Here is a 25,320-nt window from a genome sequence, read left to right as displayed (position 1 = left end):
GTACTGGAGGTGACTGAAAGGTACTAAAGCTGTTGTTCGGGGTCACTTTTGGCCTTTCGTGTCGGATGGTACCGATACGATCTTTGCGGACATTACTAGGGGAAGTGAAATGCCGGTCTCAAAGAACCGCTGGGTGACGCTCGGCACAGACACTATCGACGAACCCACCCCCGTCCTGCCGGAAGTACCGCCACTCCTCCCAACGGGAGCGACAAGGCCGCAGCTCAGTGTGCCCCAGCCGGACCACGCCGACCGGCTTCCCCGACGCAATGTTGCGGGGAAGGAACCCGCATTCTGGTGGCTGGGCGTCCACGGCGGTGCCGGTGAGACCTCCCTTGCACGGCTGAACAAGAACACCAAGCCAGCCGGGCATCACTGGCCTGTCACAGCAGCCGGATCCGTAGTTGTCCTGGTCGCCCGGTCCAACATCCCCGGCCTGCGCGCGGCACGTCTGGCGGCAACTGAATGGGCATCACGGTCCCTTCCCCGGATCCAGGTGGCCGGCCTCGTGGTCATGGCCGACGCTCCCGGAAGGCTCCCCAAAGACATCCGCGACTTCTCCCGCCTCGTCGGCGGGGGAGTGCCCCACATGTGGCACTTCCCGTGGGTGGACGCATGGCGCTACGGCCACGACATCGCCGCAAAGGACCTTCCCAAAGAAGCCAGCACCACCCTCGAACAGGTGCATCTTGCAGTAACTGCCACCGCCGGTCTCACGGCCCAGTAGAAAGAAGAAACACATGCTGATTTCCAAGGCCATGGAATGGTCAAGCATCGCCATCACCGAGATACCGAACCCGGGCACAGGCGAAGCCCCTCCCGGCTCCGAGGGCCTGCTGACCATCCTCAAATGGATCGCATGGATCGTCTTCGGCCTCGCCGTCGCCGGCATCCTGATCACCGCCGGAACGATGATGATCAACAACCGACGCGGCGAAGGCGGAGAACACGCCGGCCGCCTGGCCTGGGTCCTCGGCGGCTGCATCCTGGCAGCCTCCGCAGGCGGCGTCGTAGGCGCCCTGGTCTAAGGAGCTCTGCCATGACTGAACCGACCGTGAACGAAGACCAGAACCCGCTGACCAAACCAAAGTTCATCATCGCGGCCGTCGTCGTAGCGATCATCGTCGCGCTCGGGATCATCCTGGCACTGCTCCCTCGCGGCGGAGGAGATCCGACAGGCGAACCAAGCAACACCGGGACAACCACACCCAGCGCACAACCCAGTGCAGCGACGGACGCCAGCATCTGCGGGCTGCCCTCCGGCGACCAGGCCAAACCCGCCACCACACCCACCGACACGAAATGGGAATTGGTCGGCAAGATCGCCGCACCAACGTCGCCCACCCAGTACGGGCCGGGCAAGACCGACACCAGCGGCCTTCGCTCCTGCTTCGCACACTCACCAACCGGGGCGCTCTACGCGGCGGCAAACATGACCGCGTTGTCCTCAGCTGGCAAGGCGGACCTCGTTTATGAACAGTTGGCGGTACCTAGCCCGGAACGAGATGCTGTGCTGAAATCGACCCCCACTGCCGCGCCGAACTCTGTGACCGCGCAATTGGCGGGATTCGCTTTCCGCTCGTATGAGGCTGACCGAGCAATCGTCGATCTTGCCTTCAAGGGATCGAATGGAACCTTCGTTTCTATTCCGGTTCCGCTCCAGTGGTACGAGGGTGACTGGAAGCTTGTTGTCCCGGCTACAGGTGACACAGGGGCGCGGCAGCTAACAGATCTCGGCGGCTACATCGACTGGGCCGGCGTCTAATGGCTGACTGCTCCGGCCTGAATGCGATAAATCCCTTCTGCCAGGCGGGATCGGCTTTAGAGGATGTCGCGAATGACGCGGTCAAGAACATGGCAAAAGCTATTGCCGATGCTGTAGGACAAACAGTCCAAACCCTTGGGACGTTCTGGGTGAATGTGGGAACTCCCGCGCTGACCACCGTGCCAGGTGGTTCTACTGCGAGTGATCCAGTGTTGTTTCTGCAGAACAGTCTCTACTTTTGGACGGCTTCGCTGGCCGTGATGTCGGTGTTGGTGGGGGCAGCCAAGATGGTGATTGAGCGCAGGGGTGCCCCCTTGCGGGATTTGGTGCGTTCGTTGGCGACATTGATCGTCGTGTCCGGGGCTGGTGTGGCGGCCGTGGGGTTACTGACGGTCGCGGCGGATGAGTTCTCTGCCTGGATCATCACGAACTCCACGAACGGGACCTCGTTCGACGAGAACATCACGGCCTTGTTGGCGCTGTCGTCCACCAGCCCGATCGGGTCCATCATGATCATCCTGCTGGGGATCATCGCGATCCTGGCTTCCGTGATGCAGATCGTGCTCATGATCGTCCGAGGCGGGCTGCTGGTCATCCTGACAGGGATCTTTCCCACGGCTGCGGCTTTCAGCAACACCGAGGCAGGTAGGGGTTGGTTCCAGAAGTGCACGGCCTGGCTGATCGCCTTCATTCTTTACAAGCCTGCGGCCGCCATCATCTATGCCACGGCCTTTCAACTCAGTGGCAGCAGGATCTTCGGGAACGTGGGTGACGGCAAGGACTTCGGCTCCGCGCTCCTGACAACGGTCACCGGGCTGGCTCTGATGGTCATTGCCTTGTTCGCCATGCCTGCCCTGATGCGGTTCGTCACCCCGATGGTTGGTGCTGTCGCTGGCAGCGGTGGCGGCATGGCAGCAGGAGCGGTCGGCGCCCTGGCCTCGGGCGCGATCAGCATGGGCAGCGCCGGACGTGGTGGTGGATCATCCACCACCCCCATGATGACCAGCAGCACCTCGGGCCACAGCCCCGGAGCTGACGGTTCTCCGGCGACTGGCAGCCAGGGATCAGCAGGAACGGTCGGCATGGCAGGGAAGACCGGTTCCCGGGGCGCCGCAGCCTCTGGCGCTGCAACACCCAGCGGCGCGGGCAGTGCTGCTTCGGGCAGCAATGCGGCCGCCAGCGGTGCAGCTGCCGCCGCGGGTGCGGGCGGCGTTGCCCTACTGGCAGCGCAGAAGGGCGTTGAAGCAGGCCAGACCGCATCCGGGGCCATCCAAGACATGAGCGAAGAATCCACGGGGGGTGCCTGAGATGGCAGCTATCGAGAACACCTACAGGGAACCGACCTACAGCCACTGGCGGCGGCCGCGGAAGGCAGGCATCGGCACCTTGGGCGGGCTGGCCACAGCAGGACTTTTTGTCGGCCTCATCATCACGGTGATCTGCCTCTTCGTTGGGGGCTGGATCGCTGGGCTGGTCGCGTTCCTCATCCTCGGGGTGGCCCTGTCCGTCGTCTCGGTGACTGACAAACACAACAAATCCGTGGGGGAGCGGGTCTTCGCCCGGCTGGCATTCGGCTCGGCTCGGCGCAGACGCGCCAACATTTACCGCTCCGGCCCCCTCGGGCTGACGCCGTGGGGCGAGTTCCAGCTGCCGGGGATCGCCGCAGGGTCCAAGCTGTACGAGTTCACCGACTCCTACGGACGCCCCTTTGCGTTGATTCATCTTCCCTCGACTGCCCACTACACCGTTATCTTCGGCACCCAGCCCGACGGCGCGTCCCTGGTCGATCCCGAACAGATTGATGCATGGGTCGCTAACTGGGGCGGCTGGCTCGCCTCGTTGTCCAACGAACCTGCCGTCGTCGCAGCGTCCGTCACGGTCGAAACCGCACCCGATTCCGGGGCACGGCTGCGCCGGGAAGTTGAATCAAACATCCACGACGACGCCCCGGACATTGCCAAGGCCATGCTCCGGGAAGCCCTGGCCACCTACCCGCAGGGGTCGGCCACCATCCGTGCCTGGGTCGCGCTGACGTTCAGCGCCGCTGCCAGGGCAGGCGGCAAACGCCGCACCGCGGACGAGATCGCACGGGATCTCGCCTCACGGCTTCCCAGCCTGACCGAGCGACTGGAATCCACCGGCGCCGGCGCCTGCGCACCGTTGAATGCGCAGGAACTGTGCGAGGTCGTCCGGGTCGCCTACGACCCTGCAGCGGCCCGCCTCATCGACGAAGCCCACTACCAGGGCACACCCGTGGACCTGGACTGGGGCGAGGTCGGACCCTCCGCCCACCAAGCCGACTGGGACGGCTACCGCCACGATTCCGGACACTCGGTGTCCTGGACCATGACCGGGGCACCCCGCGGCCACATCCTCTCATCGGCACTGGCCCGCCTGGTCGCACCGCATGGAGAGATCGCCCGCAAACGCGTCACCTTGCTGTACCGGCCGATCGACGCCGGCCGCGCGGCCGCCATCGTCGAGTCCGACCAGACCAGCGCCCTGACCCGGGCCTCCTCGACCACCCGGCCCACCGCCCGCGCCCTGGTCGACGCCCGCGCGGCGCAGGCCACCGCAGCCGAGGAAGCCAAGGGCGCCGGACTGGTCAACTTCGGCATGGTCGTCACCGCCACGGTCCTGTCCGCCCGTGACCTGGAGGACGCCGTCGCTGTCGTCGAGGGCAACCTCGGCCCCTCGGCACGCCTGCTGCTGCGCCGCGCGTACGGTTCACAGGACTCTGCCTTCGCCGCGTCCCTGCCGCTGGGGCTGGTCCTCCCCAAGCACCTGAGGGTTCCCGAAGAGATCCGCGAGGCCATGTGATGTTCGGCAGCCGTACCAAGCACCAGCGCGTGAAGGCTCCTGCCACGAAGCTCGCGGCCGCGGTCGCCCGCCGCCCGGGCCTGCGGGGCTGGCGCGGCCGCGGCCAGGGCGAAGCCGTCTACGTCACCGCAGCCGACGAATGGCGCGGAACCTCGGTCCAAGTCTGCGGTCTCTGGCCGTTCGTCGGCGGGTCCGGCACCCCGATCCTGGGCGTGCCGATCGGCGTGCACACCGACACCGGCGCCCCGTTCGGGGCCGACCCGATCAGCTGGTTCATGCACGGCATGATCAACAACCCCTCCATGTTCGTCCTCGGCCTGCCGCACTACGGCAAGTCCACCCTGATCCGGCACATCGTCCTCGGCCTGGCCGGCCGGAGCATCAACCCGCTGATCCTCGGTGACCTGAAACCCGACTACGTCGACCTCATCGAAGCCCTCGGCGGGCAGGTCATCAGCCTCGGCCCCGGACGCGGCCACCTGAACGTCCTGGACCCCGGCGAAGCCACCGAAGCCGCCGCCCGGCTGCGCGCCTCCGCCGAAGAACACCGCGACCATGCAGAGCGGGTCCGGAACAATCCCGACGGCGGTCCGGCCGCGGCCGCGGAGCTGCTGGCCGCGGCGGTGAAGGCGGAGAAGCTGGCCGAACAGTTGATGGCCGATTCGCACAATCGGCGCCTGAACATGATCACGGCGCTGATCACCATCGTGCGGAATACTAAGCCCAGCGCCCACGAGGAATCCCTGATCGACCGGGCCCTGCACATCCTGGACGAGCGCCTGGACCGGGTCCCGTTGATCGGGGACCTGATCGAGGTCATCAAAGACGCCCCCGACGAGCTGCGGGCGATCGCCCTGGACCGCGGCGACATGAGCCGCTACCTCGACGCGACCGACCAGCTGCGCCAGTCGCTGTACTCCCTGAACGGGTCGGGCCGGTTCTCGGACATGTTCTCCCAGCCCACCGACCAGCCGATGGACCTGACCAAACCAGTGGTCTTCGACCTGTCAGGGATCTCTGACACCCAGCGCGACATCCAGGCGGCCTGCCTGCTGGCCTGCTGGTCCACCGGGTTCGCGACCGTCCAGGTCGCCCACACCCTGGCCGACGCCGGCCTGGAACCGCGCCGGAACTACTTCGTCGTCATGGACGAGCTCTGGCGGGCCCTGCGCTCCGGTGAAGGCATGGTCGACCGGGTCGACTCACTCACCCGTCTCAACCGGACCGAAGGTGTCGGGCAGGCCATGATCACGCACACCATGAGCGACCTCGAAGCCCTGCCCACCGAATCCGAACGAATGAAAGCACGCGGCTTCGTCGAACGCTCCGGCATGGTCGTTTGCGGCGCCCTCCCCGGAGCCGAAATGGAAAAACTCAACAAAGCCGTCACCCTCTCCCGCGCCGAACAGGCCCGCCTCATCTCCTGGGCCGACCCGGGGTCCTGGACCGACGTCGGCGGCTCCCGCAAACGCGTCCGCCCGGGCCTGGGAAAATTCCTCTTCAAAGTCGGCGGCCGCCCCGGCATCCCGGTCGCGCTCAAACTCACCAGCGTCGAAGAACGCCTGCACGACACCAACAAGCGCTGGACGATCAACACCAACGGTGAAGGGGAGAACTGATGGGTGCACCAAGCAGCGGCAAACGCTCCCGGATGGACACCGAAACGATCCTGCTCTGGGTCTTCATCACCGTTGTGGTGCTCGGTGTCGGCTCGGTCGCCGGCGCCGTGCACCTCGGGTCGATCCTGTCCGGTGACGGCCAGGAACTGCCGGCGAACCCGTTTCAACTGGTCTTCGGCCTGATCTCGCACAAGGTCACATGGCCCGCGGCCGCCACCTGGGTGCTGGTCGGCTTCGGCGCCCTCATCATCGCCGCGGCCGTCCTGGTGGTCCGTGCGGTGCTGCGCCGGCGGTCGAAGCGGTCCCGTGTGGACGCCGCCGCCCAGCACATGGCCAAAGGCCGCGACCTGCGCGCCCTGAGCCTGCGCGGGGCCACCGCCACCGCCGAACGCCTCGGAGTGAAAGGCTCACCCGGCGTGCCGGTCGGCAAAACGGTCCTGGGCGGGCAGATGGTCTACGGCTCTTGGGAAGACATGCACATCGACATCTGGGGACCCCGCACAGGCAAGACGACCTCCCGGGCGATCCCGGCGATCCTCGCCGCACCTGGCGCCGCTTTGGTGACCTCGAACAAGCGGGACATCGTGGACGGAACCCGCGAAGTCCGCGCCGCCGACGGCCCGGTCTGGGTGTTCGACCCGCAGTCGGTCGCCCTCGAGGAACCCTCCTGGTGGTGGAACCCCCTGTCCTATGTCACCGACGAAGTGAAGGCGGCACGCCTGGCCGACCACTTCGCCGCCGGTTCCCGCGGCCCGGACGCCAAAACGGACGCCTACTTTGATCCCGCCGCCCAGGATCTCCTCGCCGGGCTCCTGCTCGCAGCGGCCCTCGACGGCCGCCCGATCACCCAGGTCCACACCTGGCTGACCCGACCGGCGGACGATGAAGCGGTGGACATCCTCAAGGCCCACGGCTTCACCCAGACCTCCAACGCCGTCGGTGGCGTCATCAACGCCCCCGAAAAGCAGCGCGGCGGCGTGTACGGCACAGCGCTGCAGATGGCATCCTGCCTCACCAACCGCCAAGTCGCCCGCTGGGTAACACCCCAAGGCGACAACGACCAGCGGCCACAGTTCGACCCGGCAGCATTCGTCCGCTCCAAAGGCACCCTGTACAGCCTGTCCAAGGAAGGCAAAGGCACCGCCGGCCCCTTGGTCACCGCCCTGACCGTGGCCACCGTCGAGGCCGCCGAAGAACTCGCCGTCCACTCACCAGGCGGCCGGCTCGCCACACCCATGGTCGGCGTCCTGGACGAAGCAGCCAACGTCTGCCGCTGGCGCGAACTGCCCAACCTTTACAGCCACTACGGATCCCGCGGCATCGTCCTGATGACCATCCTCCAGTCCTGGTCCCAAGGCGTCGAAGTATGGGGCCGCGACGGGATGCGCAAACTCTGGTCCGCCTCCAACATCAAGGTCTACGGCGGCGGCGTCGCCGAAGCCGAATTCCTCAACGAACTCGCCCAGCTCGTGGGCGAATACCGCTACTCCAACATGACCAGAAGCCGCTCCAAACAAGGCACCTCCTACAGCCACGACGACGACCGAAAAGAACGCACCCTGGACGTCTCCGATCTGGCCGCGTTCCCCCGCGGCCGCGCCATCATGTTCGCCTCCGGCGCCCCCGCGGCGCTGCTGGAAACAGTGCCCTGGATGAGCGGCCCACACGCCGACGCCGTGCGGGCCTCCATCGCCGCACACGACCCCGCGAACAAGCCGACGGTCGCGGCCGGGAACCGCTGGGTCGCCGCAGGCGCCTCCCATGAGTGAGGGCCTGGGGGAGTGGGACGACGAACTGAACGACACCGCCGACTCCACGGAGCCAGCCGAAGAGGAGCCGGCAGCCCCTGAGCTGTTCTACCCGAACGTCGCCGAATTCGTCAGCAACAAGCTGGCCACGAGCTACCGCCGGCAGCTCAACGTGCAAGGCGGCGTGACCTGGTGCCCGCAGTGGTGGAAACACGCCGAAGCAATCAGCCGCCTCGAAGCGCTCTGGCGCGCCTGGGAATTCCTGCGTCTGGACGGCACCACAGGCATGAGTGTCTGGTGGCGCGACCACGCAGACCACCACATGTCCGTCCTCCTCTCAACAGATGGTCCCTTCAAGGGCTGCACTCCGGACGACGGCCACCGAGCAAAACTCGCCCCACTACCCTGCGAGGAGCCACCCGCAGGGCTGTTCTAAACCGGGTGCTGTCAGCCGACGCCCAAGGTGACATGCGAGCTGTCCACAGTTGGGGTCAATCCGGGTTATCCACGGCTGAAAACCGGGAGCCACCAGGAAAGCTCCCCCAGCAGAAGTAGCGGTGGAAAACCCACCGGGATTGTCCCCGCCTGTGGGCAGCAAAACCAACTGTCCAAAGCGCGCCCGGCAAGCGATCAAAGGTACAACTGTCTGGAATTTACTGAATGTCTGCCGTGGACTCGTAGGATTCAATACGGCAAGCCAGTTAGGGCGTCAGATGCAAAATCACTCGTTTCCGCTTACGGGTGATGGGTGATTGAAAGATTGGGATCGATTGAGACGACGTAAAAAAACGGAAGCCTTGGTGGATAGCACCGCTCCGAAGCTGACTAGTCTTGCGCCCAATTACTCCCATGAGGACCACGGCGTATATTTCACGCTTCTTAAGCGTGCAATCGATGAGCAGCCGCATGTCCGCAACATCGCCTTGGCCGGCACCTATGGCACAGGTAAAAGCAGCATTTTGAGGAAGGTCAGCGAGGAGTACAAGGAGAGAGTCATTGAACTTTCGCTCCTTACGCTTGGCGTGCAGCCAGAGCCGACGCCATCATCCCAAGACAGTAATCCAGCAGCAACCAGCACCACTAACCGGATCCAGAAAGAGATCGTTAAGCAGCTGCTCTATCAGCAAAGGCCAGCTGACGCACCAGAATCGCGGTTCCGCCGCATCGTTCGATTTCGCTGGCGAACTGAACTAAAGTTCGCGGCGTCAGCCGCTGTCATGGCTGTATTACTGGCGTTCATTGCAGGACTGGATGCAACAATCAGCCCGGCTTTTGGGATCACTTTCACTCAACGCCCACCATGGCTAGCCGTAGTCGCGCTGTATCTCGCTGTAGCCCTGGTTGCGGGCGGGGTGCTGTTGGGAATACGAGCGCTTGTCCGTGGGCGTGTTGGAATTGAGAAGGTCACCGCAGGGCCCGCGACCATTACCCTACCGCCCCGATCGACCAGCTACTTCGATGAGTATCTTGATGAAATCATCTACTTCTTCGAGATGAACGTGACACGCGACATTGTCATCATCGAGGATCTCGATCGTTTTAACGACTCGAGCATTTTCGAGGCACTCCGGTCGCTTAATGGATTGCTTAACGCAGCCGGACAGCTTAAGAACCGGGATATCCGATTCGTGTACGCCGTTCGCGACAGTGTGTTTGAGAAACTTGGGCGCGATACTGTGGCTGATCCCAACGACGGGGCTCGCATAGAACTAGTTCGCGCAAACAGAACAAAGTTCTTCGAACTTGTGATCCCCGTTGTCCCGTTTATTACGCACAAGAATGCAAGAGACTTGATGCTTAGTCGCCTTGAGCAGCGCGGACACAAGATTTCGAAGGACCTCATCGACCTCGCCGCCCGGCACCTCGCTGATATGCGATTGGTACACAACATCATCAATGAGTACGAAGTATTCAAGCACCGCTTGCTTGAGGTCGACCAGCCTGTTCCGGAACTTGATGCGGAACGCCTGTTCGCGATGGTCATGTTCAAGAACGCGCACATGGGCGACTTCGAAAAAATCCGCCATGCTGAAAGCTCCCTCGACAACCTGTGGAAAACATGGCGGGCAAGCGTCAACCAGAACCTCGATCGGCTCCGGGACGACTCGAAACGTCGGCGCATCCGTGTGGCGGGGCGCCGGTCAGCACTTACTTACGCCCAGAAAATAGGCGCTGAATTTCGCAACAGAATTAACGCACTGGCCTCTGCCCCATACTCCGGCCTTGCGGGAGGTGCTATCTACTTTGACGAGGGAGTCGTCGATGACGCTAGGTTGCAGTCCCCACAATTCTGGCGCGAGTTCGTCGATAGCGGCAAACCGATCACCGTCAAGGCGTGGAGGAATGGTCAATACAACGCCTACTCTATGCAGTTCTCGCGGGATACCGTCGAGACACTGATAGGCATGACCATTGACGATGATAGGTTCGTCGCGGATGCCATCACTGCGGAAGAGAAAGCACTTGAACGCAACGATGAAGACATAGCCTTCCTTCGTAGGCACTCGTGGAAGGACCTTTGTGAAGCAGGGCGGTTCAAGTACACGGACACAGCTGACGGTAATAGCTATAGCTTTCGTGTATGGACTGAGAAGTTGCTTCCCTCCCGCCTAGCTGCAGACCTCGTGATTCACGGCTACATAACCTCGTACTTTTCACTTCACGTCTCCGCTTTCTATGGCCAGCTAATTCGCCCTGATGCCATGGTCTACGTCATGCGCAGCATAGACCAGGGAACTCCCGAGCCGGACTACCCACTCGAACCGGAGGATGTCGAGGCAATCCTGCGGGACCAAGGAACATCCGTGCTTACAGAGCGGAGCATGTTCAATATCGGGATACTGAATCACCTGCTCGTGAGCCGCCCCGAGGAAGCATCAGTCGTTGTTCGCAATCTTCTGGACGGATCTGACGCTGCCGACTTCTTGGACCTATACCTGGACGCAGGCAGCGCGAAGCCTGAACTCGTGGCACAGCTTTCGCCCCTCATGCCGGATATCTTCATCTACCTCGCGGGCACCGCTCCATTGGAGCGAAAGGAGCGAGTGAAACTCATTGACACAGCGATCGTCCACCGCTCACCTCGAGAACGCTATGAAGTGTCAGATCAGCTGCGTGAACTCCTAGAAGCTGAATATCGGGCGCTTCCGTCGATCGGCTTGAACGCCAAGGTCCCAGTCAGTGCCAAAACTGTCACGTTCATTTCGTCAACGGGAGCGGTGCTGGCGGACCTCGTTGGTCTCCCCGATCCGGTGCTACAGGCCTTTAGAGCTACGCGCGCATACGTGTTGACGGCGGCAAACCTGAAGTGCGTGGCAAAGTTGTCCGAACTGTCGCTCGATGCACTGCAAGATGTTGATGGAGAGATTTTCGCTTACGCAACCGACTCGATTCAGGCATATCTGAAGGCCTTCAAGGAGTCGCACGGGACGAAGTTTACAGTCGCAGCACCTGCAAGATTCGTCGAGATACTGAACGCTTCGAAGTCCTGGACGCAGGCAGACTTTGATGAGGTTGTGCTCGCTTCACACCTCGAATGCCGAGTAAATACCCTCTCGGAAGTTCCGCCTGGCGCATGGCCAGCGCTCGTCCGCACTCATCGTGTTCCTATGGCCTTCGAAAATGTTGCTGTCTATGTGGAGAATTTCGGTGAGGTTGATGGATCCTTAGCACTATCCCTCACCGCCGTCGAAACGATCACCGATGTGCCGGCAGAACAGCCAGAGCGTGCCCGGCTCGCACTCGACATCATTAACGCTCCAACCAACAGCCTTGATGCACACCAGAGGGTAAGGCTGGCCGTATCACTTGATCCTGGCGAACTGGATTCGAACGAATTAGAGCCGCTGGCAGGCCCCCTCCTCGGTGAACTAATCACCGCGCAGCTCATACCCGACGACGAATACGCCTTCCAGCACCGGCTGATGATCGACTGGAGCACGCAGTCCTACGCAGTGGCTCGCTCCGCCAATTTCAAAGACTTCGTATCGCCGGACACACTTCAGCCGCAATACCTGGCAGCCTTCTTTTCCAGTGACGAACTGAGCTCCCTCCACTCCGTTGTAGCGACCAAGCTGCCTTCCTACAGCCATGTGCCTAAAGAGGCTTTCGCTGCTGCTGCCAAGCGAGCCATAGGAGGAGCGATCACCGTCGATGCCGCTTCCATTGACCTGATGAGACGGGGAGGGGTTGGAGAAACCGTAACCATTGAATTGCTAGCCGCGTCGACTAACCACGTTTCAATAGAGGAACTGAGACAAATTCTTCGTGCGCTCGGCGGTCGATGGTCGAAGGTTGCAGACCGTGGCTGGGGCGTGCACGAAATAAAGGACTCATCTGCAGCGGTGGTCGTTCTTGAGCGGCTCCGAGAGGCAGATATCGTTTCCAAATACCCTCTAGAAGGCTCAGTCCGACGTGTCAGTCTTCGCCAACCCTAGGACTCACTCACCCTGACTGCATTCCGCTCCTTCTTCCGTCTATGACCGAAGAGTGGCCACCAGCACCTGGTGCGTAACTATCTGGATAAGAGGAGATCGCGACCAACCGTCAGGTTAGACTCCTAGGCTTGCTTTCAGGCGTGTCCGGCAAAGCGTTTTGGGCTCAATTCTGACGCTCTGGACACTGCCGTCTGACGTCAGGTTGGGGTGTGCTCATTTCGGATTCGTGCCGGGTAAGGGGTGGTTCCAGCCGAGTGCGTCGCCGATGGCTTTGATGCCTCGGAGCAGGTTGGTGTTGAGGTCCACGCCGAGCTGGTTCGGAATGGTGATCATGACCATGTCTGCGGCGTCGAGGGCGGCGTCGTGGCGTAGCTGTTCGACGAGGAGTTCGGGTTCGCCGTAGAAGCTGGGTCCGAAGCGGCTGCTGATGCCTTCCAGTTGACCGACCCCTTCACCTCCGGATCGGTGGCCGGCAAAGTAGGCACGCGTAGTGTCATCGACAATTGGCAGGATGCTTCGGGCGACCGATACCTGGGGTGCCCAGTCCCAGCCGACATCGTGCCAGGCTTTTCTGAAGCCGTCGATTGCTCGAGCTGCAGGAGGTCGAACGGGATGCCTTTCTCGTCCTGGATCAGGGTGGAGCTCATCAGCTGCATCCCCTGCTGCGCCGTCCAGACTGCTGATTCGAGGTTCCCGGCACCCCACCAGATACGCTCCCGAAGAGTCGCCGACCTGGGGGTTATCGGCAGTTTTTTGCCTCCAGGGTGGATCTGGGGGTTCGCATCAGCGATAACTGCTCCGTCTAGGGCCCACAGCAGTTCCGCCGTCTGCTCACGCGCCATGTCGGCGTCCGAGAACCCCTTTTTGGGTGTGTGCCCGAAATAACGGTATCCACGGTCTGCGTGCTCGGGTGAACCGCGGCTTACGCCGAGCTGCAGGCGCTCCCCGGAGAGCAGATCGGTGGCTGCGGCCTGCTCGGCGAGGGAGAGCGGATTCTCGTACCGCATGTCGATGACTCCGGTACCGAGCTCGAGTTTTGTGGTCTTCGCCGCGATGTGGGAGAGCAGGGGGAAGGGATTGGCTTGTTGCTCACTGAAGTGGTGGACCCGGAAGTATGCACCGCTGATACCGATTTCCTCGGCTGCCACGGCCAGTTCGACTGACTGGTGAAGTGCTTCCCCCGCGGAACGCACGTGGGATCCCCGTTGGTCGCTCCAGTAGTTGAAGGACAGGAAACCAATCTTTTTCATGACGCTCGTTCCTCACTGCCTGCGGTTTCCCCGCGTATCGGATCAACCTGAATAGTACAGTTGGGTAGTTGACGCGTCAATAACATCGGAACCCGCGAGTGACGTCGTCATTGAGGGTGGCCGAAGTCACACCCCCTCCAAAACAGCCATGTAATTGACACGTCAATTACATGGCCCTAGTGTTGAAGCATCCGCTGGCGAAAAGCCAGAGTCAGAAATCTTCGAGCATCAACTTCAGAAAGTAGGACCCCAATGTCCAAGGTCATCGTTTTCGGCGCCACTGGTTACGCCGGCAGTGTCATCGCCGCTGAACTTGTCTCCCGCGGCCACTACGTGCAGGGCGTCGCCCGCCGTTCGCCGGAGACCGCTCCCGAGGGCGTCTCCTTCATCACAGGGTCAGTGCATGACGCCGAAGTGGTCCGCGCTGCCGTTGCCGGTGCTGACGTTGTCGTCCTTTCGCTGCCGGCCAGTGCCACGGAGGAAGGCGGACCCCGCCTGGTGGAGGCCATCCCCGCGGTCGTCGACGCCGTTATCTCCGCCGGCGCCAGGCTCGGTGTTGTCGGTGGTGCCGGCTCTTTGAACGCATTCGAGGGCGGTCCGCAGGTCATGGACATCGACGCGTTCCCTGCGGAGTTCCGCCCGGAAGCCCAAAACCACGCCGATGTCCTCCAGGCCCTGCGCGAGGGCCCGGCCGACCTGGACTGGTTCTACCTCAGCCCCGCAGGTGGGTTCGGCGCCTGGGCCCCGGGAGAGCGCACCGGAACCTTCCGCCTCGGCGGTGACGTCCTGCTCAGCGATGACCAAGGCCAGTCCAACATCTCCGGGGCCGACTACGCGATCGCGTTCGTCAACGAGATCGAGCAGCCTGCACACTCCCGTCAGCGCTTCTCCGTCGCTTACTGAGCCGACCTATGCGGGGCAGTTCCTTGCTGCAGGGTGCGACGAACATCGAGTGGCGACTTCGCAATCTGAGATGATCGAAATGCCCAGGAGCTGCCGGTCCGCAGCTCCTGGGCGTCCACCGCCTGATCGGCGGATCCGGTGCGCGGTGCTGGACCGGTGTAGCTAGAAGGAGAGCAGTATGGACGAGACCACGGCTCAGGTCAGGGGCAAGAGATCGCCCACCCGTGATGAACTGGCTGTCTGGCGGGACTACATCGAGACCTCTGAGGCTGTGAAGCGGGCCCTCGCCGCGGATTTCCAGGCTACCTCAGGCATGTCACCCGGGGACTACGGAGTGATGCTCGCCCTCAGCGAAGCGCCGGACCGGCTCCTGCGCTCCTCAGAGCTGGCGGACGTCATCGGATGGGAACGCAGCAGACTCTCCCACCACCTGCGCCGCATGGAAGACCGGAAACTCATCATCCGTCACAAGGTCGACGGCGATAGCCGAGGGGCCGCCGTCACGCTCACCGATGCCGGGGCTGACCTTTTTCGCAAATCCTCCACATCACACCTGCGGGTAGTCCGAGACGTCTTCATCGACGCCTTCACCCCCGAACAACTCAATGCCATGCAGACCGCCGTGCAAGCCCTCCGGACCCACCTGCAAAAGCGACCCACCACAGGCTGCTAACCCCCCCCGAGGGGAACCATGCCTCCATGCCAGGACGCCGTTCCCGCCTCCCGAACGCCGAAACCGGCTTTTAGCCCCTGAACGGGCACCTCCGCCCGTCATTGCGGGACTCCTCGCAGCATGCTGCCTCCGACGCACCCTTTCAGCAGCCGCATGCCCTTCTCTTCTTTGCCCTCTGCGCCCTACCCACCCACATCTCATACTTTTCAGAACAGGACTGTCATGCTCATCGCACTGTGGATTCTCGTAGCCCTCCTCACCATCGCTTTCATTGGCGCCGGGTTCCTCAAGCTCCTCAAGCCCCGCACTGCCCTCATTGAGGGCGGTATGCCCTGGGCGGAAGACTTCCCCCCGTCTGCTTAAGGGCATCGGCCTGCTCGAGATCATCGGTGCGCTCGGCCTGATCCTGCCCCTCATCACCGGGATCGCCCCCGCGCTCACTCCGGCAGCCGGTCTCGGCCTCGCCGTCGTGATGCTTGGCGCCGTCGTCGTGCACCAGCGCCGCCACGAACCGGTCATTCCCCCTGCCGTCCTCGCTGTACTATCCATCGCCGCCGCCGTCCTCGGCTTCGTAATCCTCGCCCGCTAGTTACGCCCATCTGCCGGGTTCACCGGTCATCATTTCTTGAATCAGGAGAAAATCATGCCCCATCCCATCGAGCTCGGGCTGGACACCTTCGGCGACGTTACCGCGTCCGCCGATGGCAGCCTCGTCAGCCATGCCCAGGCCATCCGGGATGTCGTTGATCAGGCCGTTCTCGCCGACCAGCTCGGCCTGGACTTCTTCGGCCTCGGCGAACACCACCGTATCGAGTTCGCCGTCAGCGCTCCCGAGGTAGTCCTCGCAGCTATTGCTGCCCGCACCGAGAACATCCGACTCGGCTCCGCCGTCACCGTCCTCAGCAGTGATGACCCGGTCCGCGTCTACCAACGTTTCGCTTCCCTCGACGCCCTGAGCAACGGCAGGGCAGAGGTCGTTCTCGGACGCGGATCCTTCACCGAGTCCTTTCCCCTGTTCGGCTATAACCTCTCCGACTACGAAATCCTGTTCGAGGAAAAGATCGAACTCTTCGCCAAGCTCCTCAAAGACTCACCCGTGACCTGGTCAGGCACCACGCGCAGCAGCCTCACGAACCAATGGATCTACCCACGTCCGGAATCCGGCACGATGACCACCTGGGTCGGCGTCGGCGGATCACCCCAGTCCGTGGTCCGAGCCGCGCACTACGGCCTGCCCCTGATGCTCGCGATCATCGGAGGAGAACCGGCTCGCTTCGAACCCTACACGGATCTCTACCGACGGACACTGAGCGCACTCGGCAAACCCGAGCAGCCGATTGCAATCCATTCCTCCGGCTTCGTCGCCGAGACCGACGAAGAAGCCCTCGAAATCGTCTACCCCCACCACATGGCCTTTATGGAAAAAGCCGGCCGCGAACGGGGATGGCCTCCCTTCTCCCGCGCCCAGTACCTCCAGGGCGCCGGACCCAATGGCGCCCTCTACATCGGCTCACCCGAAACCATAGCCCGGAAAATTGTCCGCAACCTACGCCTCCTGGGAGCCTCCCGCTTCGACATGCGCTACAGCATGGGCCTGCTGGGGCACGCCCACCTCATGAACAGCATCGAGCTCTACGGCACCCAAGTCGCTCCCCGCGTCCGCGAACTCATGCAAGACGCCACCCCGTAGGGCAGAAACGTCCCCCAAAGAAGCACGCTGGATAGTCCCCTTGCGGGTTTTCCCCATGCGACAAGTAGTGACGCCAAAGCACCCGTTCGTGAGATCGTGAGGGCCCCCGACCCTAGGCTTGTCACCCTCGCCTTGGAGCGGCCTGCCTCTTACCGCGACCGGCACGAACTCGTGTACCGTCGCCGGACCTCGAACGAACCGCCGTCGCCCTGCACGTCAGGACAATCCGTACGACCGTTGGCCGGGCACAGGGCCGCGGCAAGATCGAACGGTTCTTCAGTACGAGCAAGACGGAGGTCCGCGCCGGACTACCGTGACGCTGAAACAGCCCGACCGCCTCCCGAGTTCGGTCGCGTCCTTTGGAAACTCCGAATGGGTGCGCTCTACTTCGTCCTCATCGCCGACGCGCTACTGGCCTAGCCAAGCCGGGGGAAGGAGAAAGCTGCTGATGTCAGCCTGGTATGGGGTGCGCCTAAATGTCGGCGGTGGCGGGGGCGTTGCGGAAGAGGCCAACGGCAATGAGTATGGCGCCGGCGACCCAGCCGGTAAGCACGAGCCAGGGGAATGCTATTCCGGTGTCGGGAAAGTATGAGAGGTCGCGAAGCAACGTTCCGGAAGCTCCGGGGACCAGCCACTGGCCTACACCGCCCCATGGACCAGGAAGAACTCCTTGGGCTGGGTCAGTGAGGAGAGTGGGTTTCCAACGAACAGGGTGATGACAGCGCCAACCGCGATGCCCGCCCGCCCGATAAGCGCGTTGAGGCCCACGATGATGGCCGCCGTTGCCACGATTCCCAGCCCGATCGCGCCGGCGTTGGTCCAGAAGCTGCCTTGGAGGGTATGAAACCAGCCCTGCAGGATTCCGGCGAGGCCGGCTCCCGCGATGACGCCGTAGGCCATGATCGCCCAAGCCTGCGCCACGTCCCAGAGATAAGCAGTGAAATGAGCACGCCGCCGATCATGCCGCCCATCGCCAGGGGCAGGCCGGCTACGGCGTCCGGCGCCGCGCGCATCGTCGGCCGAGAGGGGCACGAGGTCAGATTTGGGTGCAGCTCAGCCAGACGTGAATTCAAATTCGCTGCCAAGGGACGTGTTAGTAACTTCTTGGAGTCTGTTCCAGGACTCCTGAGTTGTGCCACATGGGACTTCGGGATCGATCCGGATCGTGAACTTGCCGAAATCGCGTTGTATTACGAGGATTCCCTGGTTGCGTTCCAAGGCAGCGGGTATCAGTCTTTGGATTGCTGTATTTATTTTTTCGTCCGTGCGCTGTGGGTTCTCCATCGCGTGGACTTCCAGGGATAGCGGAGGTGCCTCGGACTGAAGATGGCCTCCGTCCACCATCGGTAACAGAGTCTGGGACACGTTCCCTCCTTATTGCTGAGAGTCGATTGGTTGAGCGCGCGCGCCACAGAGCGCTGGTGCAACCCGCCGTTGGAGGACGTGTTCCCATTGCTCCCCTTGTGAGGGATTCGAGGTCTTTCGGCGGCGTTGGAGAGCGCGCTAAGGGGTGTTTGGTCCTGAAGGGATCCGGACCATGCCTTCCTGTGCCACAGTGGCTACGTGCTGGCCAGCGCGGTTAAAGATCTTGCCTGTCCCTAGCCCGCGGGCTCCGCGGGCGTTGGGCGATTCTTGGACGTAGAGGAGCCACTCATCCACTCTGGCAGGCCGGTGCCAATACATGGCGTGGTCGAGGCTGGCAGCGTTCAACCCTGGCGTCACCCAGCTCATTCCGTGCCGGCGAAGGACGGACTCGAGCAGGGTGTAGTCGCTGCCATAGGCCAAAGCGGCGCGGTGCAGATTGGGATCGTCCGGCATGGGTCCATACGTCTTCATCCATACTGCGTTACGCGCTTCCCGCTTAGCCGGCGCCGAGACATACAGGGGCGGATTGATGTGTCTTATGTCGAAGGGGCGCTCATAAGCCCAGTGTGGAGCTATCGGGTTGTTAGGGTCCGCCAGGAGATCAGCGGTGCTGGGCAGCGACTCGGGGTCCGGTATCCCGGGGGGCATTTCGGACTCGTGCTCGATACCTGCGTCTTCGCTTTGGAAGGACGCAATCATGGACAGGATGGGCACGCCGTCCTGATAGGCGTGGACGCGTCTGGCGGAAAAGGATCGGCCGTCGCGCAGACGCTGGACACCGAAGGTGATCGGTTTGTTTGCGTTTCCGGGGCGAAGAAAGTAGCCATGCATGGAATGGACAACCCGAACAGGATCCACTGTTCTTTTGGAGGCAATGAGCGATTGGGCCAGGACCTGGCCCCCGAAGACTCGGTTGTGGGGCTGCTGCTGGGACTGGCCTACAAAGATGTCCTCATCGGTTCGCGCTCCCTTCAGTTCGTCCAAGTCAAGCAATGCGATGAGCGACAAAGTCGAGTTCCCTCTAAGGGCCCGCAACTCGGTGCCTGATTCTGTCATGGCTTGCTCCCGCTCGGGGTTCCGGGTTGCGCGCTTCGGCTCGAGGGTGCGTCGTTGACTGAATCTTTAGCGTCAACTGAACTATGTGCCTTTAGGCGCAACGCAATGAGGGTGCCCATGAGTCCTGCTATAGGTACAAGAAGCGCTAAGAAGACGCCGCCCAGACCAAGGCCGGCCCCAATCAGGAATCCTCCGACTGCGCCACCGACAGCAGATCCAGTCCGAGCGCTGAATTCGGTACTGCCTACCCCGGCACCACGCATTGCGGCTGGATATGCGGCGGCTGCAAGAACGTTCCGGGTCGGCCCGAGCGCGGTGGGAATAATGAGCCCAGCTATTGACAGCACCGATAAGAGTACCCCGAATGAGGCATTCGACAGGAAGCCGATTGCCAATGCTGTCGCGGCCGACAGTGCAAGAACAATCCCTATGGCGACGAAGCGGGACTTCCTTGTAAGTATCGCGGAAAGACAGACTATTCCCAGGACGCTAGCGAAACCGTAAACCGCAACAATGGTGCTGCTCTCCACGGAGGTCAACCCTGGGACAGGTTGCTGCAGCAGGATGGGCAGGTATTGAATGATGAGGAGTTGCGTGCCAAGTGAGAGGAAAGCGAACAACCACAGCAGTACCGTCGTGGAGGCAAACTGCCGGGCCAAAATCCCACTTAGCAAGCTCTGCCGGGTTACCACGGCACTAGATCGCACGCTGCGGCCCATGACGTGATAATCGTCCGTCCCCGCTGAACCCTTTCCGCTCTCAGCATGCGTGTTTTGGCCGCGCGAGAAACGGGGTGACTCGGGGACGGTCAAGGCTAGTAAGAGCGTCGCAGCCAGTGGAAGCGCTCCTGCAACCGTCAGCAGTAGACGCCATCCGCCTGCGGGAAGGATCATCCCGGCCAGGACGGCGCCCGCCGTCGTTCCCAGTCCAATACCGGCGTAGGCAGCCGCAACCAGAGCGCCTCGCTGCTTAGACGGCACTAGATCGGCAAGTAGGGTCACGCCGGTCGGCATGACTGCTCCGATGCCCACGCAGGCAATCAGACGCCAGGCTATGAACGCGGCAAAATCTGGAGAACTGGCACCAATAGCGGTGCCTGCGGAGCAAAGGACTCCAGCTGCTACAAGCACGCTCTTTCGTCCGAGCAGATCGGCCAATCGGCCTGCGATGAGCGCACCAAGGCCCATCGCGAGAGCCCCTCCTGTGACAACAACTGCAATCCCTCCGCCGACGGAGACTCCCCATTCTTTGACAAGTGAGGGAAAGACATGGCTGACGATAGTCACATCCATGCCGTCGGTGAGAAGGACAAAGGTAATGACCGAGAAGATTAGCCAGTGACGGCCGGTAAGTTTGCCAGTGGCCGATGTTGCGGTCGACGTTTCATCTAGGTGATTTGAGCCGGGCTGAGTCATTCATTTGCCTCGTTCTTGTCCTGGGGACGTCTCTGTCCCGATTCTCTACTTTGGGCAGCGGAGTCCTCTTCGTTGAAGTCCTTTGCCTTTGGGCAGTTTGTAGTTGAGTGCTCAGATATTCAGGAGCGGGACCTTGGCACCGAAGAAGTTCTTTTGGTCGATCCGTTACGGTGGCGCGAGCTTACCATGATACGAAACGGTCCGTATAGTACTCATGATGGTTCTTATCGCCCCCGTGCTTCTGCCTTTGCGTAGTGGAGGGCTTGCGGAGGCATGAGAGTACAACACGGATGTGCGGGGAGTCCGCGGAGAGTTTCGCGGAACTCAGTTCCAGTCGAAGAAGCCTTTTCCGGTCTTGCGGCCGAGGTTGCCCTGGCTCACGAGGTCTCGGAGGATTTGCGGCGGGGCGAAACGTTCACCGAGCGTCGAGTGGAGGTATTCGGCGATGCCCAGCCGGACGTCCAAACCGACGATGTCGGTCGTTTTCAGGGGTCCGGTGGGATGTTTGTAGCCCAGCACCATGGCGTTGTCGATGTCCTCTGGGGAGGCAACGCCTTCTTCGACCATCCGCATGGCTTCCAAGGCTATGGCGACTCCTAGGCGGGAGCTGGCGAATCCGGGCGTATCCATTACGACTACAGCAGTCTTGCCTAGTGCATCGACCCACTGGCGGGCGCTTTCGGCGAGTTCTGGTTTTGTTTCCTTGCCGATGACAACCTCGATGAGCGTGGAGGCCGGGACAGGGTTGAAGAAGTGCAGGCCCAGGAAGTTCTGCGGGCGCTGCAGTTGGCGAGCGAGCCCGTCCACAGAGAGTGAGGATGTGTTGGAGGCGAGATAGCCGGTGGCGCCCAAATGTTCTTCAACTTTGAGGAGGCTCGCCACTTTAAGATTCCAGTTCTCGGGGACCGCTTCGATGACGAGCTGACGGTCAGCGAGGGCTGAATAGTCGTCTACCACGGTAAGCCGGGAGTTGATTTCATCTGCCGTCCCGGTCTCACCCTTCTCGATCGATTTTGTAATTGCTGCCTCAATCCGCTCCCGCGCGGCGTGCGCTGCGTCGTTGGCATTTTCTACTACGAGGACATGAGCGCCGCGAAGTAGGAATGCGTGGGCGATTCCTGAGCCCATTCTGCCGCCGCCGAGAACGCCGACACGGGTAGGAAGGGATACCGCTGTGTGGTTGCTCATTGTCAGTTTCTTTCTTCTGATCGCGCTTTGGACCGCTGGAGGAAGGTTTGCATGCGGTCAAACTTCGCCGGGGATTCGAAAAGTATGCCTTGGGCGAGGGTGTCAATGACGGGGTGTGCTTCGCGGGGCGTATGGAATACAGCTTTGGATATCCTCACGGCGAGCGGGTCTTGGCTGGCTATCCGGTCTGCCAGTGCGTGAGCGGCCGGCAGCAGGTCTGCGCTGCTTACGAGCTCGGTGATCAGGCCCGCCTGCAGGCAGTCGTTTCCGGTCAGGACTTTGCCTGTGAGGAGGATTTCTTTGGCCAAGGGTTCCCCAACGAGTTCCCGCAGGCGCCACGTTGCGCCCGCGGCCGCCAGAATTCCCAGGTTCGTCTCAGGGTTTCCCATCCGGAGCTCCGGTGTGCCGATGCGGAAATCAGCTGCATAGGCCAGTTCGGCGCCGCCGCCCAACGCATATCCGTCCAGCGCGGCAATTACTGGCATGGGAAGTTTCGCGATCCGCTGAAATATGCCGGAGTTGATTCCCGCCAGCGCTTCGTCCCGTCGCCGCTCGCGCAACTGCCGGATATCCGCTCCGGAAGCGAAAATGCCTTTGACGCCAGCCGCTTGTCTGTCCGCCTTGGCCTCGGAGGGGGTCCCTGCGAGGATTAGGATTTTGGGAGTTTGCTCCAAGTGCGAGCAAACCATGTGGAGTTCGTCAACCATGGACTGGTCAATTGCATTGCGAACGTCCGGCCGATGCAGTCGTACCAGGAGCCGGTCCCCGGTCTCCTCCACTAACAGGGTCGAGAACCCTGCGAGCCCCAGGAGGTACTCCTTGCTGTCAGGCGACAAGTCCCGGGGGTGGATCTGCTTTGCCATCAGAGGCCTTCGATGACCAGAGCCGAGCCTTGGCCGACTCCGACACACATGGTGGCCAAGCCGAGTTTTCGTCCGTTGGCCGCTTCGCGTTCCAGTCGTCCGAGCAAGGTGATAACGATCCGTGCTCCTGAAGAACCCAGCGGATGCCCCAAAGCAATTGCACCGCCATCGTTGTTCACCTTCTCAGGGTCCAGCCGGAGTTCACGCATGGACGCCAATGATTGTGAAGCGAACGCCTCGTTGAGTTCTACGGCAGCGAGATCGTCCACGAGTACTCCGGCTCGCTCAAGAACCTTCCGGGATGCCGGAACCGGCCCGATGCCCATGATTTCCGGGGCCACGCCCACTGACGCACCTTGGAGGATCCGGGCGCGGGGGACTAAACCGTAGCGGTTTACAGCTTCAGCGGAGGCCACCAGGATTGCAGAAGCGCCGTCATTGAGCGTCGACGAGTTGCCTGCGGTGACCACGGAACCGCCTCCAACTACGGGGCGAAGGGCTGAAAGGACATCTAGAGTAGTACCCGCGCGGGGTCCCTCGTCGGTGTCAACCGTCATCTCCGCACCTTTGCGTCCACGGATGGTCACCGGAACGATCTCATCACGGAAGCGACCGTCAGCGATTGCCGCGAGTGCCCGTTCGTGGGAACGAACAGCAAAGGTGTCGCAATCTTCCCGGGACGTACCGAAGACCCGTGCCACTTCTTCCGCGGTCTCCGGCATCGAGAAGGTCGTTTTACCGCCCCGCGAGTATTCACCGGAGAGGAACGATGGGTTCGGGAAGCGCCAGCCAATTGAGGTGTCCACCATCGTCCCCGGCTTGGCAAACGCCTTGTCCGGCTTTTCGATGACCCAAGGGGCGCGGGACATTGACTCCACTCCACCCGCGATTACAAGGTCAGCTGCACCGGCTTTGATCATGTTGGATGCCATCGTGATGGCGCTCATGCCCGAAGCGCACAACCGGTTGACCGATATACCTGGCACGGTGTCGGGGTACCCGGCAAGGAGCCAGCCCATCCGCGCAACGTTCCGATTCTCTTCGCCGGCGCCGTTGGCGTTTCCGAACACCACCTCATCAACGAGGTCCGCCGTTATGCCGGCCCTTTCGACAGCAGCCTGGATCACTATCGCGGCAAGGTCGTCGGGACGTACGGAACTTAGGGCGCCGCCGTAGCGTCCAACCGGGGTCCGCGCCCCACCTACCAGGAATGCTTCAGTCAAAGATCTTTCCGTTCTGATAAGTAGGTAACTGTATTTGGCCGCGGTTTTCTCGCAGCAAGGGATCAAGCCAGGGCCCGGAGCTCGGCGATACGCATATTCGGATGTTGCACGTTGCTGCAGCCCTTAGGGCGCCTGCTCCCCGATGTATAGGTACCCGTGACAAGGCCTGCCCCAGCAAGACCGTGGCGGCGGGGATTTCTCCCCGCCGCCACGGCACTGCAGATTTCTGAACACGTGGGGCGGGCTAGGAACCCATCCATTCCTTCTGCCAGGTCTCGGGCGGCTGGGGGCCCCACATATTCATGTGGTACCAGAACTCATGGCCGGCCGGCACGGGTACGTAATCAAAGCCGACCATGTCCATGGAACTGGTCAGCTCAAGACGGTTTCCAAATGGATCCCGAATGTAAATCGAGAGCATATTTCCCTCGTGATGCCTCAGGGGCCCGTACTCTGCGGCGATCTTGGTAACCGTAAGGTTTTCAAGGAGCTTCCAAAAATCGGTCTCGTCCAGTTCCAAAGCAACGTGGTGAATGCCGGCTTCGCCAGTGAGAATAGCGACCTGGTGATGATACTCGTTTACCCGCAGGAACTGAATGAGGTATCCGTCCGAGTCCTGCAGCGGCACGAACGCACTACTGCGGAATCCGAGGACCCCAAGAAAATCAGTCATTCCTTTGACGTCCGTCGTTCGCAGCTGCAAATGGCTGGTCCTGACATCAAGGGACCCGGGCCGGTATTCACCGGCGACAGGAGCCCACGGCTTGTCCGTTTCGGGATGCACAACCTCAAATGCGTGGCCGGTCGGTACAGCGACCCGGAAAGCTTCCAGCGCACCCGGGCGCGAACCATCGGCACCAAAGGAAGTTTTTGCACCGATCCTGTCAAGTTTGGTCGCAATCGCCTGAAAAGCCTCGGCCGTGCGTGCACGGAAGCTAACGTAGTCCAGGCCAGTTCCGCCTTCGGACAAGCCAAGTATTACGCGGCCGGTAACGGGGCTGGCAAGGAACGCTTTGCTCTTGAAACGTTCAGACACCACCAGCCCAAGAAGACTCTGGTACCACGGAATCGCGACCTCGAGGTCAGGGACACGAATGACCGTGTGGTCCGTGCCGGCAAGGGGACCTTTCCACGTGACGGATTCAGCGGTGTCGATAATTGGATGCTCGATCCGGGGCATTCTTACCTTCTTCTTTGAGGGCGGTAGGTGTAACTGGCGTCGGCACTGGTCAAGCCAGCATGCCAAGCTGCCGTTCATCTTCATTTGCAAGTCGCGGGAGATAGAGAACAGCTGCAGGGTTACGTG

21 protein-coding genes are annotated in these 25,320 nt (G+C 61.9%); 13 read left to right on the top strand and 8 right to left on the bottom strand.

Translation table 11 applies throughout. From position 1 onward, the window contains the following. The first annotated feature begins 133 nt into the window (after positions 1-133). The 9 genes from AS031_RS18455 (at position 134) to AS031_RS18415 (ending at position 12,388) form a co-directional block, all read left to right on the top strand. On the top strand, positions 134-727 hold the full coding sequence (locus AS031_RS18455) for a DUF6668 family protein (protein ID WP_228379676.1): 594 nt from the start codon (positions 134-136) through the stop codon (positions 725-727). A 13-nt stretch (positions 728-740) separates the two neighbouring features. Continuing rightward, positions 741-1,028: a hypothetical protein gene (locus tag AS031_RS18450; RefSeq protein WP_058269622.1), complete on the top strand. Its 288-nt coding sequence runs from the start codon at positions 741-743 to the stop codon at positions 1,026-1,028. An 11-nt stretch (positions 1,029-1,039) separates the two neighbouring features. Beyond that, a complete protein-coding gene (locus AS031_RS18445) occupies positions 1,040-1,765 on the top strand; it encodes a DUF8175 domain-containg protein (RefSeq protein ID WP_058269621.1) in 726 nt (241 codons plus the stop codon). Continuing rightward, complete coding sequence (locus tag AS031_RS18440) at positions 1,765-3,072, top strand: TrbL/VirB6 family protein (protein WP_058269620.1); 1,308 nt, start codon at positions 1,765-1,767, stop codon at positions 3,070-3,072. Before AS031_RS18445 ends, AS031_RS18440 begins: the two co-directional genes overlap by 1 nt. 1 nt (position 3,073) lies before the next feature. Beyond that, complete coding sequence (locus AS031_RS18435; protein ID WP_058269619.1) at positions 3,074-4,585, top strand: SCO6880 family protein; 1,512 nt, start codon at positions 3,074-3,076, stop codon at positions 4,583-4,585. Then, positions 4,585-6,204: an ATP/GTP-binding protein gene (locus AS031_RS18430; RefSeq protein ID WP_058269618.1), complete on the top strand. Its 1,620-nt coding sequence runs from the start codon at positions 4,585-4,587 to the stop codon at positions 6,202-6,204. Before AS031_RS18435 ends, AS031_RS18430 begins: the two co-directional genes overlap by 1 nt. Beyond that, positions 6,204-7,973, top strand: a complete 1,770-nt coding sequence (locus tag AS031_RS18425) for a type IV secretory system conjugative DNA transfer family protein (protein WP_058269617.1) — start codon at positions 6,204-6,206, stop codon at positions 7,971-7,973. The genes AS031_RS18430 and AS031_RS18425 overlap by 1 nt, the downstream gene beginning before the upstream one ends. Further along, positions 7,966-8,388, top strand: coding sequence for a DUF4913 domain-containing protein (locus tag AS031_RS18420; RefSeq protein ID WP_058269616.1), 423 nt, complete (start codon positions 7,966-7,968; stop codon positions 8,386-8,388). Before AS031_RS18425 ends, AS031_RS18420 begins: the two co-directional genes overlap by 8 nt. A gap of 364 nt (positions 8,389-8,752) precedes the next feature. Further along, positions 8,753-12,388, top strand: a complete 3,636-nt coding sequence (locus AS031_RS18415; RefSeq protein ID WP_058269615.1) for a YobI family P-loop NTPase — start codon at positions 8,753-8,755, stop codon at positions 12,386-12,388. Between the two features lie 329 nt (positions 12,389-12,717). On the opposite strand, the gene AS031_RS18410 is transcribed toward AS031_RS18415, so the two are convergent. Continuing rightward, positions 12,718-13,638 (bottom strand): LLM class flavin-dependent oxidoreductase, encoded by a 921-nt coding sequence (locus tag AS031_RS18410; RefSeq protein WP_306590368.1) that lies wholly within the window; start codon positions 13,636-13,638, stop codon positions 12,718-12,720. A gap of 252 nt (positions 13,639-13,890) precedes the next feature. Between AS031_RS18410 and AS031_RS18405 the strand changes: the two genes are divergently transcribed. The 4 genes from AS031_RS18405 (at position 13,891) to AS031_RS18390 (ending at position 16,904) form a co-directional block, all read left to right on the top strand. Next, a complete protein-coding gene (locus AS031_RS18405; protein WP_058269614.1) occupies positions 13,891-14,541 on the top strand; it encodes an NAD(P)-dependent oxidoreductase in 651 nt (216 codons plus the stop codon). A 178-nt stretch (positions 14,542-14,719) separates the two neighbouring features. Continuing rightward, positions 14,720-15,214, top strand: a complete 495-nt coding sequence (locus tag AS031_RS18400) for a MarR family winged helix-turn-helix transcriptional regulator (protein ID WP_058269613.1) — start codon at positions 14,720-14,722, stop codon at positions 15,212-15,214. A gap of 316 nt (positions 15,215-15,530) precedes the next feature. Then, positions 15,531-15,803 carry a DoxX family protein gene (locus tag AS031_RS18395; protein WP_228379675.1) on the top strand — a complete coding sequence of 91 codons (273 nt, stop codon included), beginning with the start codon at positions 15,531-15,533 and terminating at the stop codon, positions 15,801-15,803. A gap of 54 nt (positions 15,804-15,857) precedes the next feature. Then, entirely contained in the window at positions 15,858-16,904 is a 1,047-nt protein-coding gene (locus tag AS031_RS18390) for an LLM class flavin-dependent oxidoreductase (RefSeq protein ID WP_058269612.1), read from the top strand. A 639-nt stretch (positions 16,905-17,543) separates the two neighbouring features. On the opposite strand, the gene AS031_RS20085 is transcribed toward AS031_RS18390, so the two are convergent. From AS031_RS20085 to AS031_RS18355, 7 genes are all read right to left on the bottom strand, one after another. After that, on the bottom strand, positions 17,544-17,825 hold the full coding sequence (locus tag AS031_RS20085; RefSeq protein ID WP_176716574.1) for a hypothetical protein: 282 nt from the start codon (positions 17,823-17,825) through the stop codon (positions 17,544-17,546). A 582-nt stretch (positions 17,826-18,407) separates the two neighbouring features. Continuing rightward, positions 18,408-19,325, bottom strand: coding sequence for an acyl-CoA thioesterase (locus AS031_RS18375; RefSeq protein WP_058269609.1), 918 nt, complete (start codon positions 19,323-19,325; stop codon positions 18,408-18,410). Continuing rightward, on the bottom strand, positions 19,322-20,740 hold the full coding sequence (locus tag AS031_RS19655) for an MFS transporter (protein ID WP_074447028.1): 1,419 nt from the start codon (positions 20,738-20,740) through the stop codon (positions 19,322-19,324). The genes AS031_RS18375 and AS031_RS19655 overlap by 4 nt, the downstream gene beginning before the upstream one ends. A 324-nt stretch (positions 20,741-21,064) precedes the next feature. Then, positions 21,065-21,928, bottom strand: coding sequence for a 3-hydroxyacyl-CoA dehydrogenase family protein (locus AS031_RS18370; RefSeq protein ID WP_058269608.1), 864 nt, complete (start codon positions 21,926-21,928; stop codon positions 21,065-21,067). Positions 21,929-21,930: 2 nt separating this feature from the next. Beyond that, a complete protein-coding gene (locus tag AS031_RS18365; protein WP_082642052.1) occupies positions 21,931-22,791 on the bottom strand; it encodes an enoyl-CoA hydratase/isomerase family protein in 861 nt (286 codons plus the stop codon). Next, positions 22,791-24,014, bottom strand: coding sequence for a thiolase family protein (locus AS031_RS18360; RefSeq protein WP_058269607.1), 1,224 nt, complete (start codon positions 24,012-24,014; stop codon positions 22,791-22,793). The genes AS031_RS18365 and AS031_RS18360 overlap by 1 nt, the downstream gene beginning before the upstream one ends. Before the next feature lie 244 nt (positions 24,015-24,258). Next, positions 24,259-25,194, bottom strand: a complete 936-nt coding sequence (locus AS031_RS18355; protein WP_058269606.1) for a VOC family protein — start codon at positions 25,192-25,194, stop codon at positions 24,259-24,261. Between the last annotated feature and the right edge of the window lie 126 nt (positions 25,195-25,320).

The sequence above is a fragment of the Pseudarthrobacter enclensis genome (assembly GCF_001457025.1).
In the GTDB taxonomy this organism is placed as follows: Bacteria; Actinomycetota; Actinomycetes; order Actinomycetales; family Micrococcaceae; genus Arthrobacter; species Arthrobacter enclensis.
This window is presented reverse-complemented; position numbering and strand designations above follow the sequence as displayed.

What these genes read in the sequence shown, in the direction of transcription:
- AS031_RS18400 (WP_058269613.1), top strand. Translation starts at nt 14,720, where the DNA reads ATGGACGAGACCACGGCTCAGGTCAGGGGCAAGAGATCGCCCACCCGT.
- AS031_RS18370 (WP_058269608.1), bottom strand. Translation starts at nt 21,928, where the DNA reads ATGAGCAACCACACAGCGGTATCCCTTCCTACCCGTGTCGGCGTTCTC.
- AS031_RS18450 (WP_058269622.1), top strand. Translation starts at nt 741, where the DNA reads ATGCTGATTTCCAAGGCCATGGAATGGTCAAGCATCGCCATCACCGAG.
- AS031_RS18365 (WP_082642052.1), bottom strand. Translation starts at nt 22,791, where the DNA reads ATGGCAAAGCAGATCCACCCCCGGGACTTGTCGCCTGACAGCAAGGAG.
- AS031_RS18445 (WP_058269621.1), top strand. Translation starts at nt 1,040, where the DNA reads ATGACTGAACCGACCGTGAACGAAGACCAGAACCCGCTGACCAAACCA.
- AS031_RS18405 (WP_058269614.1), top strand. Translation starts at nt 13,891, where the DNA reads ATGTCCAAGGTCATCGTTTTCGGCGCCACTGGTTACGCCGGCAGTGTC.
- AS031_RS19655 (WP_074447028.1), bottom strand. Translation starts at nt 20,740, where the DNA reads ATGACTCAGCCCGGCTCAAATCACCTAGATGAAACGTCGACCGCAACA.
- AS031_RS18440 (WP_058269620.1), top strand. Translation starts at nt 1,765, where the DNA reads ATGGCTGACTGCTCCGGCCTGAATGCGATAAATCCCTTCTGCCAGGCG.
- AS031_RS18430 (WP_058269618.1), top strand. Translation starts at nt 4,585, where the DNA reads ATGTTCGGCAGCCGTACCAAGCACCAGCGCGTGAAGGCTCCTGCCACG.
- AS031_RS18425 (WP_058269617.1), top strand. Translation starts at nt 6,204, where the DNA reads ATGGGTGCACCAAGCAGCGGCAAACGCTCCCGGATGGACACCGAAACG.
- AS031_RS18420 (WP_058269616.1), top strand. Translation starts at nt 7,966, where the DNA reads ATGAGTGAGGGCCTGGGGGAGTGGGACGACGAACTGAACGACACCGCC.
- AS031_RS18375 (WP_058269609.1), bottom strand. Translation starts at nt 19,325, where the DNA reads ATGACAGAATCAGGCACCGAGTTGCGGGCCCTTAGAGGGAACTCGACT.
- AS031_RS18435 (WP_058269619.1), top strand. Translation starts at nt 3,074, where the DNA reads ATGGCAGCTATCGAGAACACCTACAGGGAACCGACCTACAGCCACTGG.
- AS031_RS18390 (WP_058269612.1), top strand. Translation starts at nt 15,858, where the DNA reads ATGCCCCATCCCATCGAGCTCGGGCTGGACACCTTCGGCGACGTTACC.
- AS031_RS18355 (WP_058269606.1), bottom strand. Translation starts at nt 25,194, where the DNA reads ATGCCCCGGATCGAGCATCCAATTATCGACACCGCTGAATCCGTCACG.
- AS031_RS18410 (WP_306590368.1), bottom strand. Translation starts at nt 13,638, where the DNA reads ATGAAAAAGATTGGTTTCCTGTCCTTCAACTACTGGAGCGACCAACGG.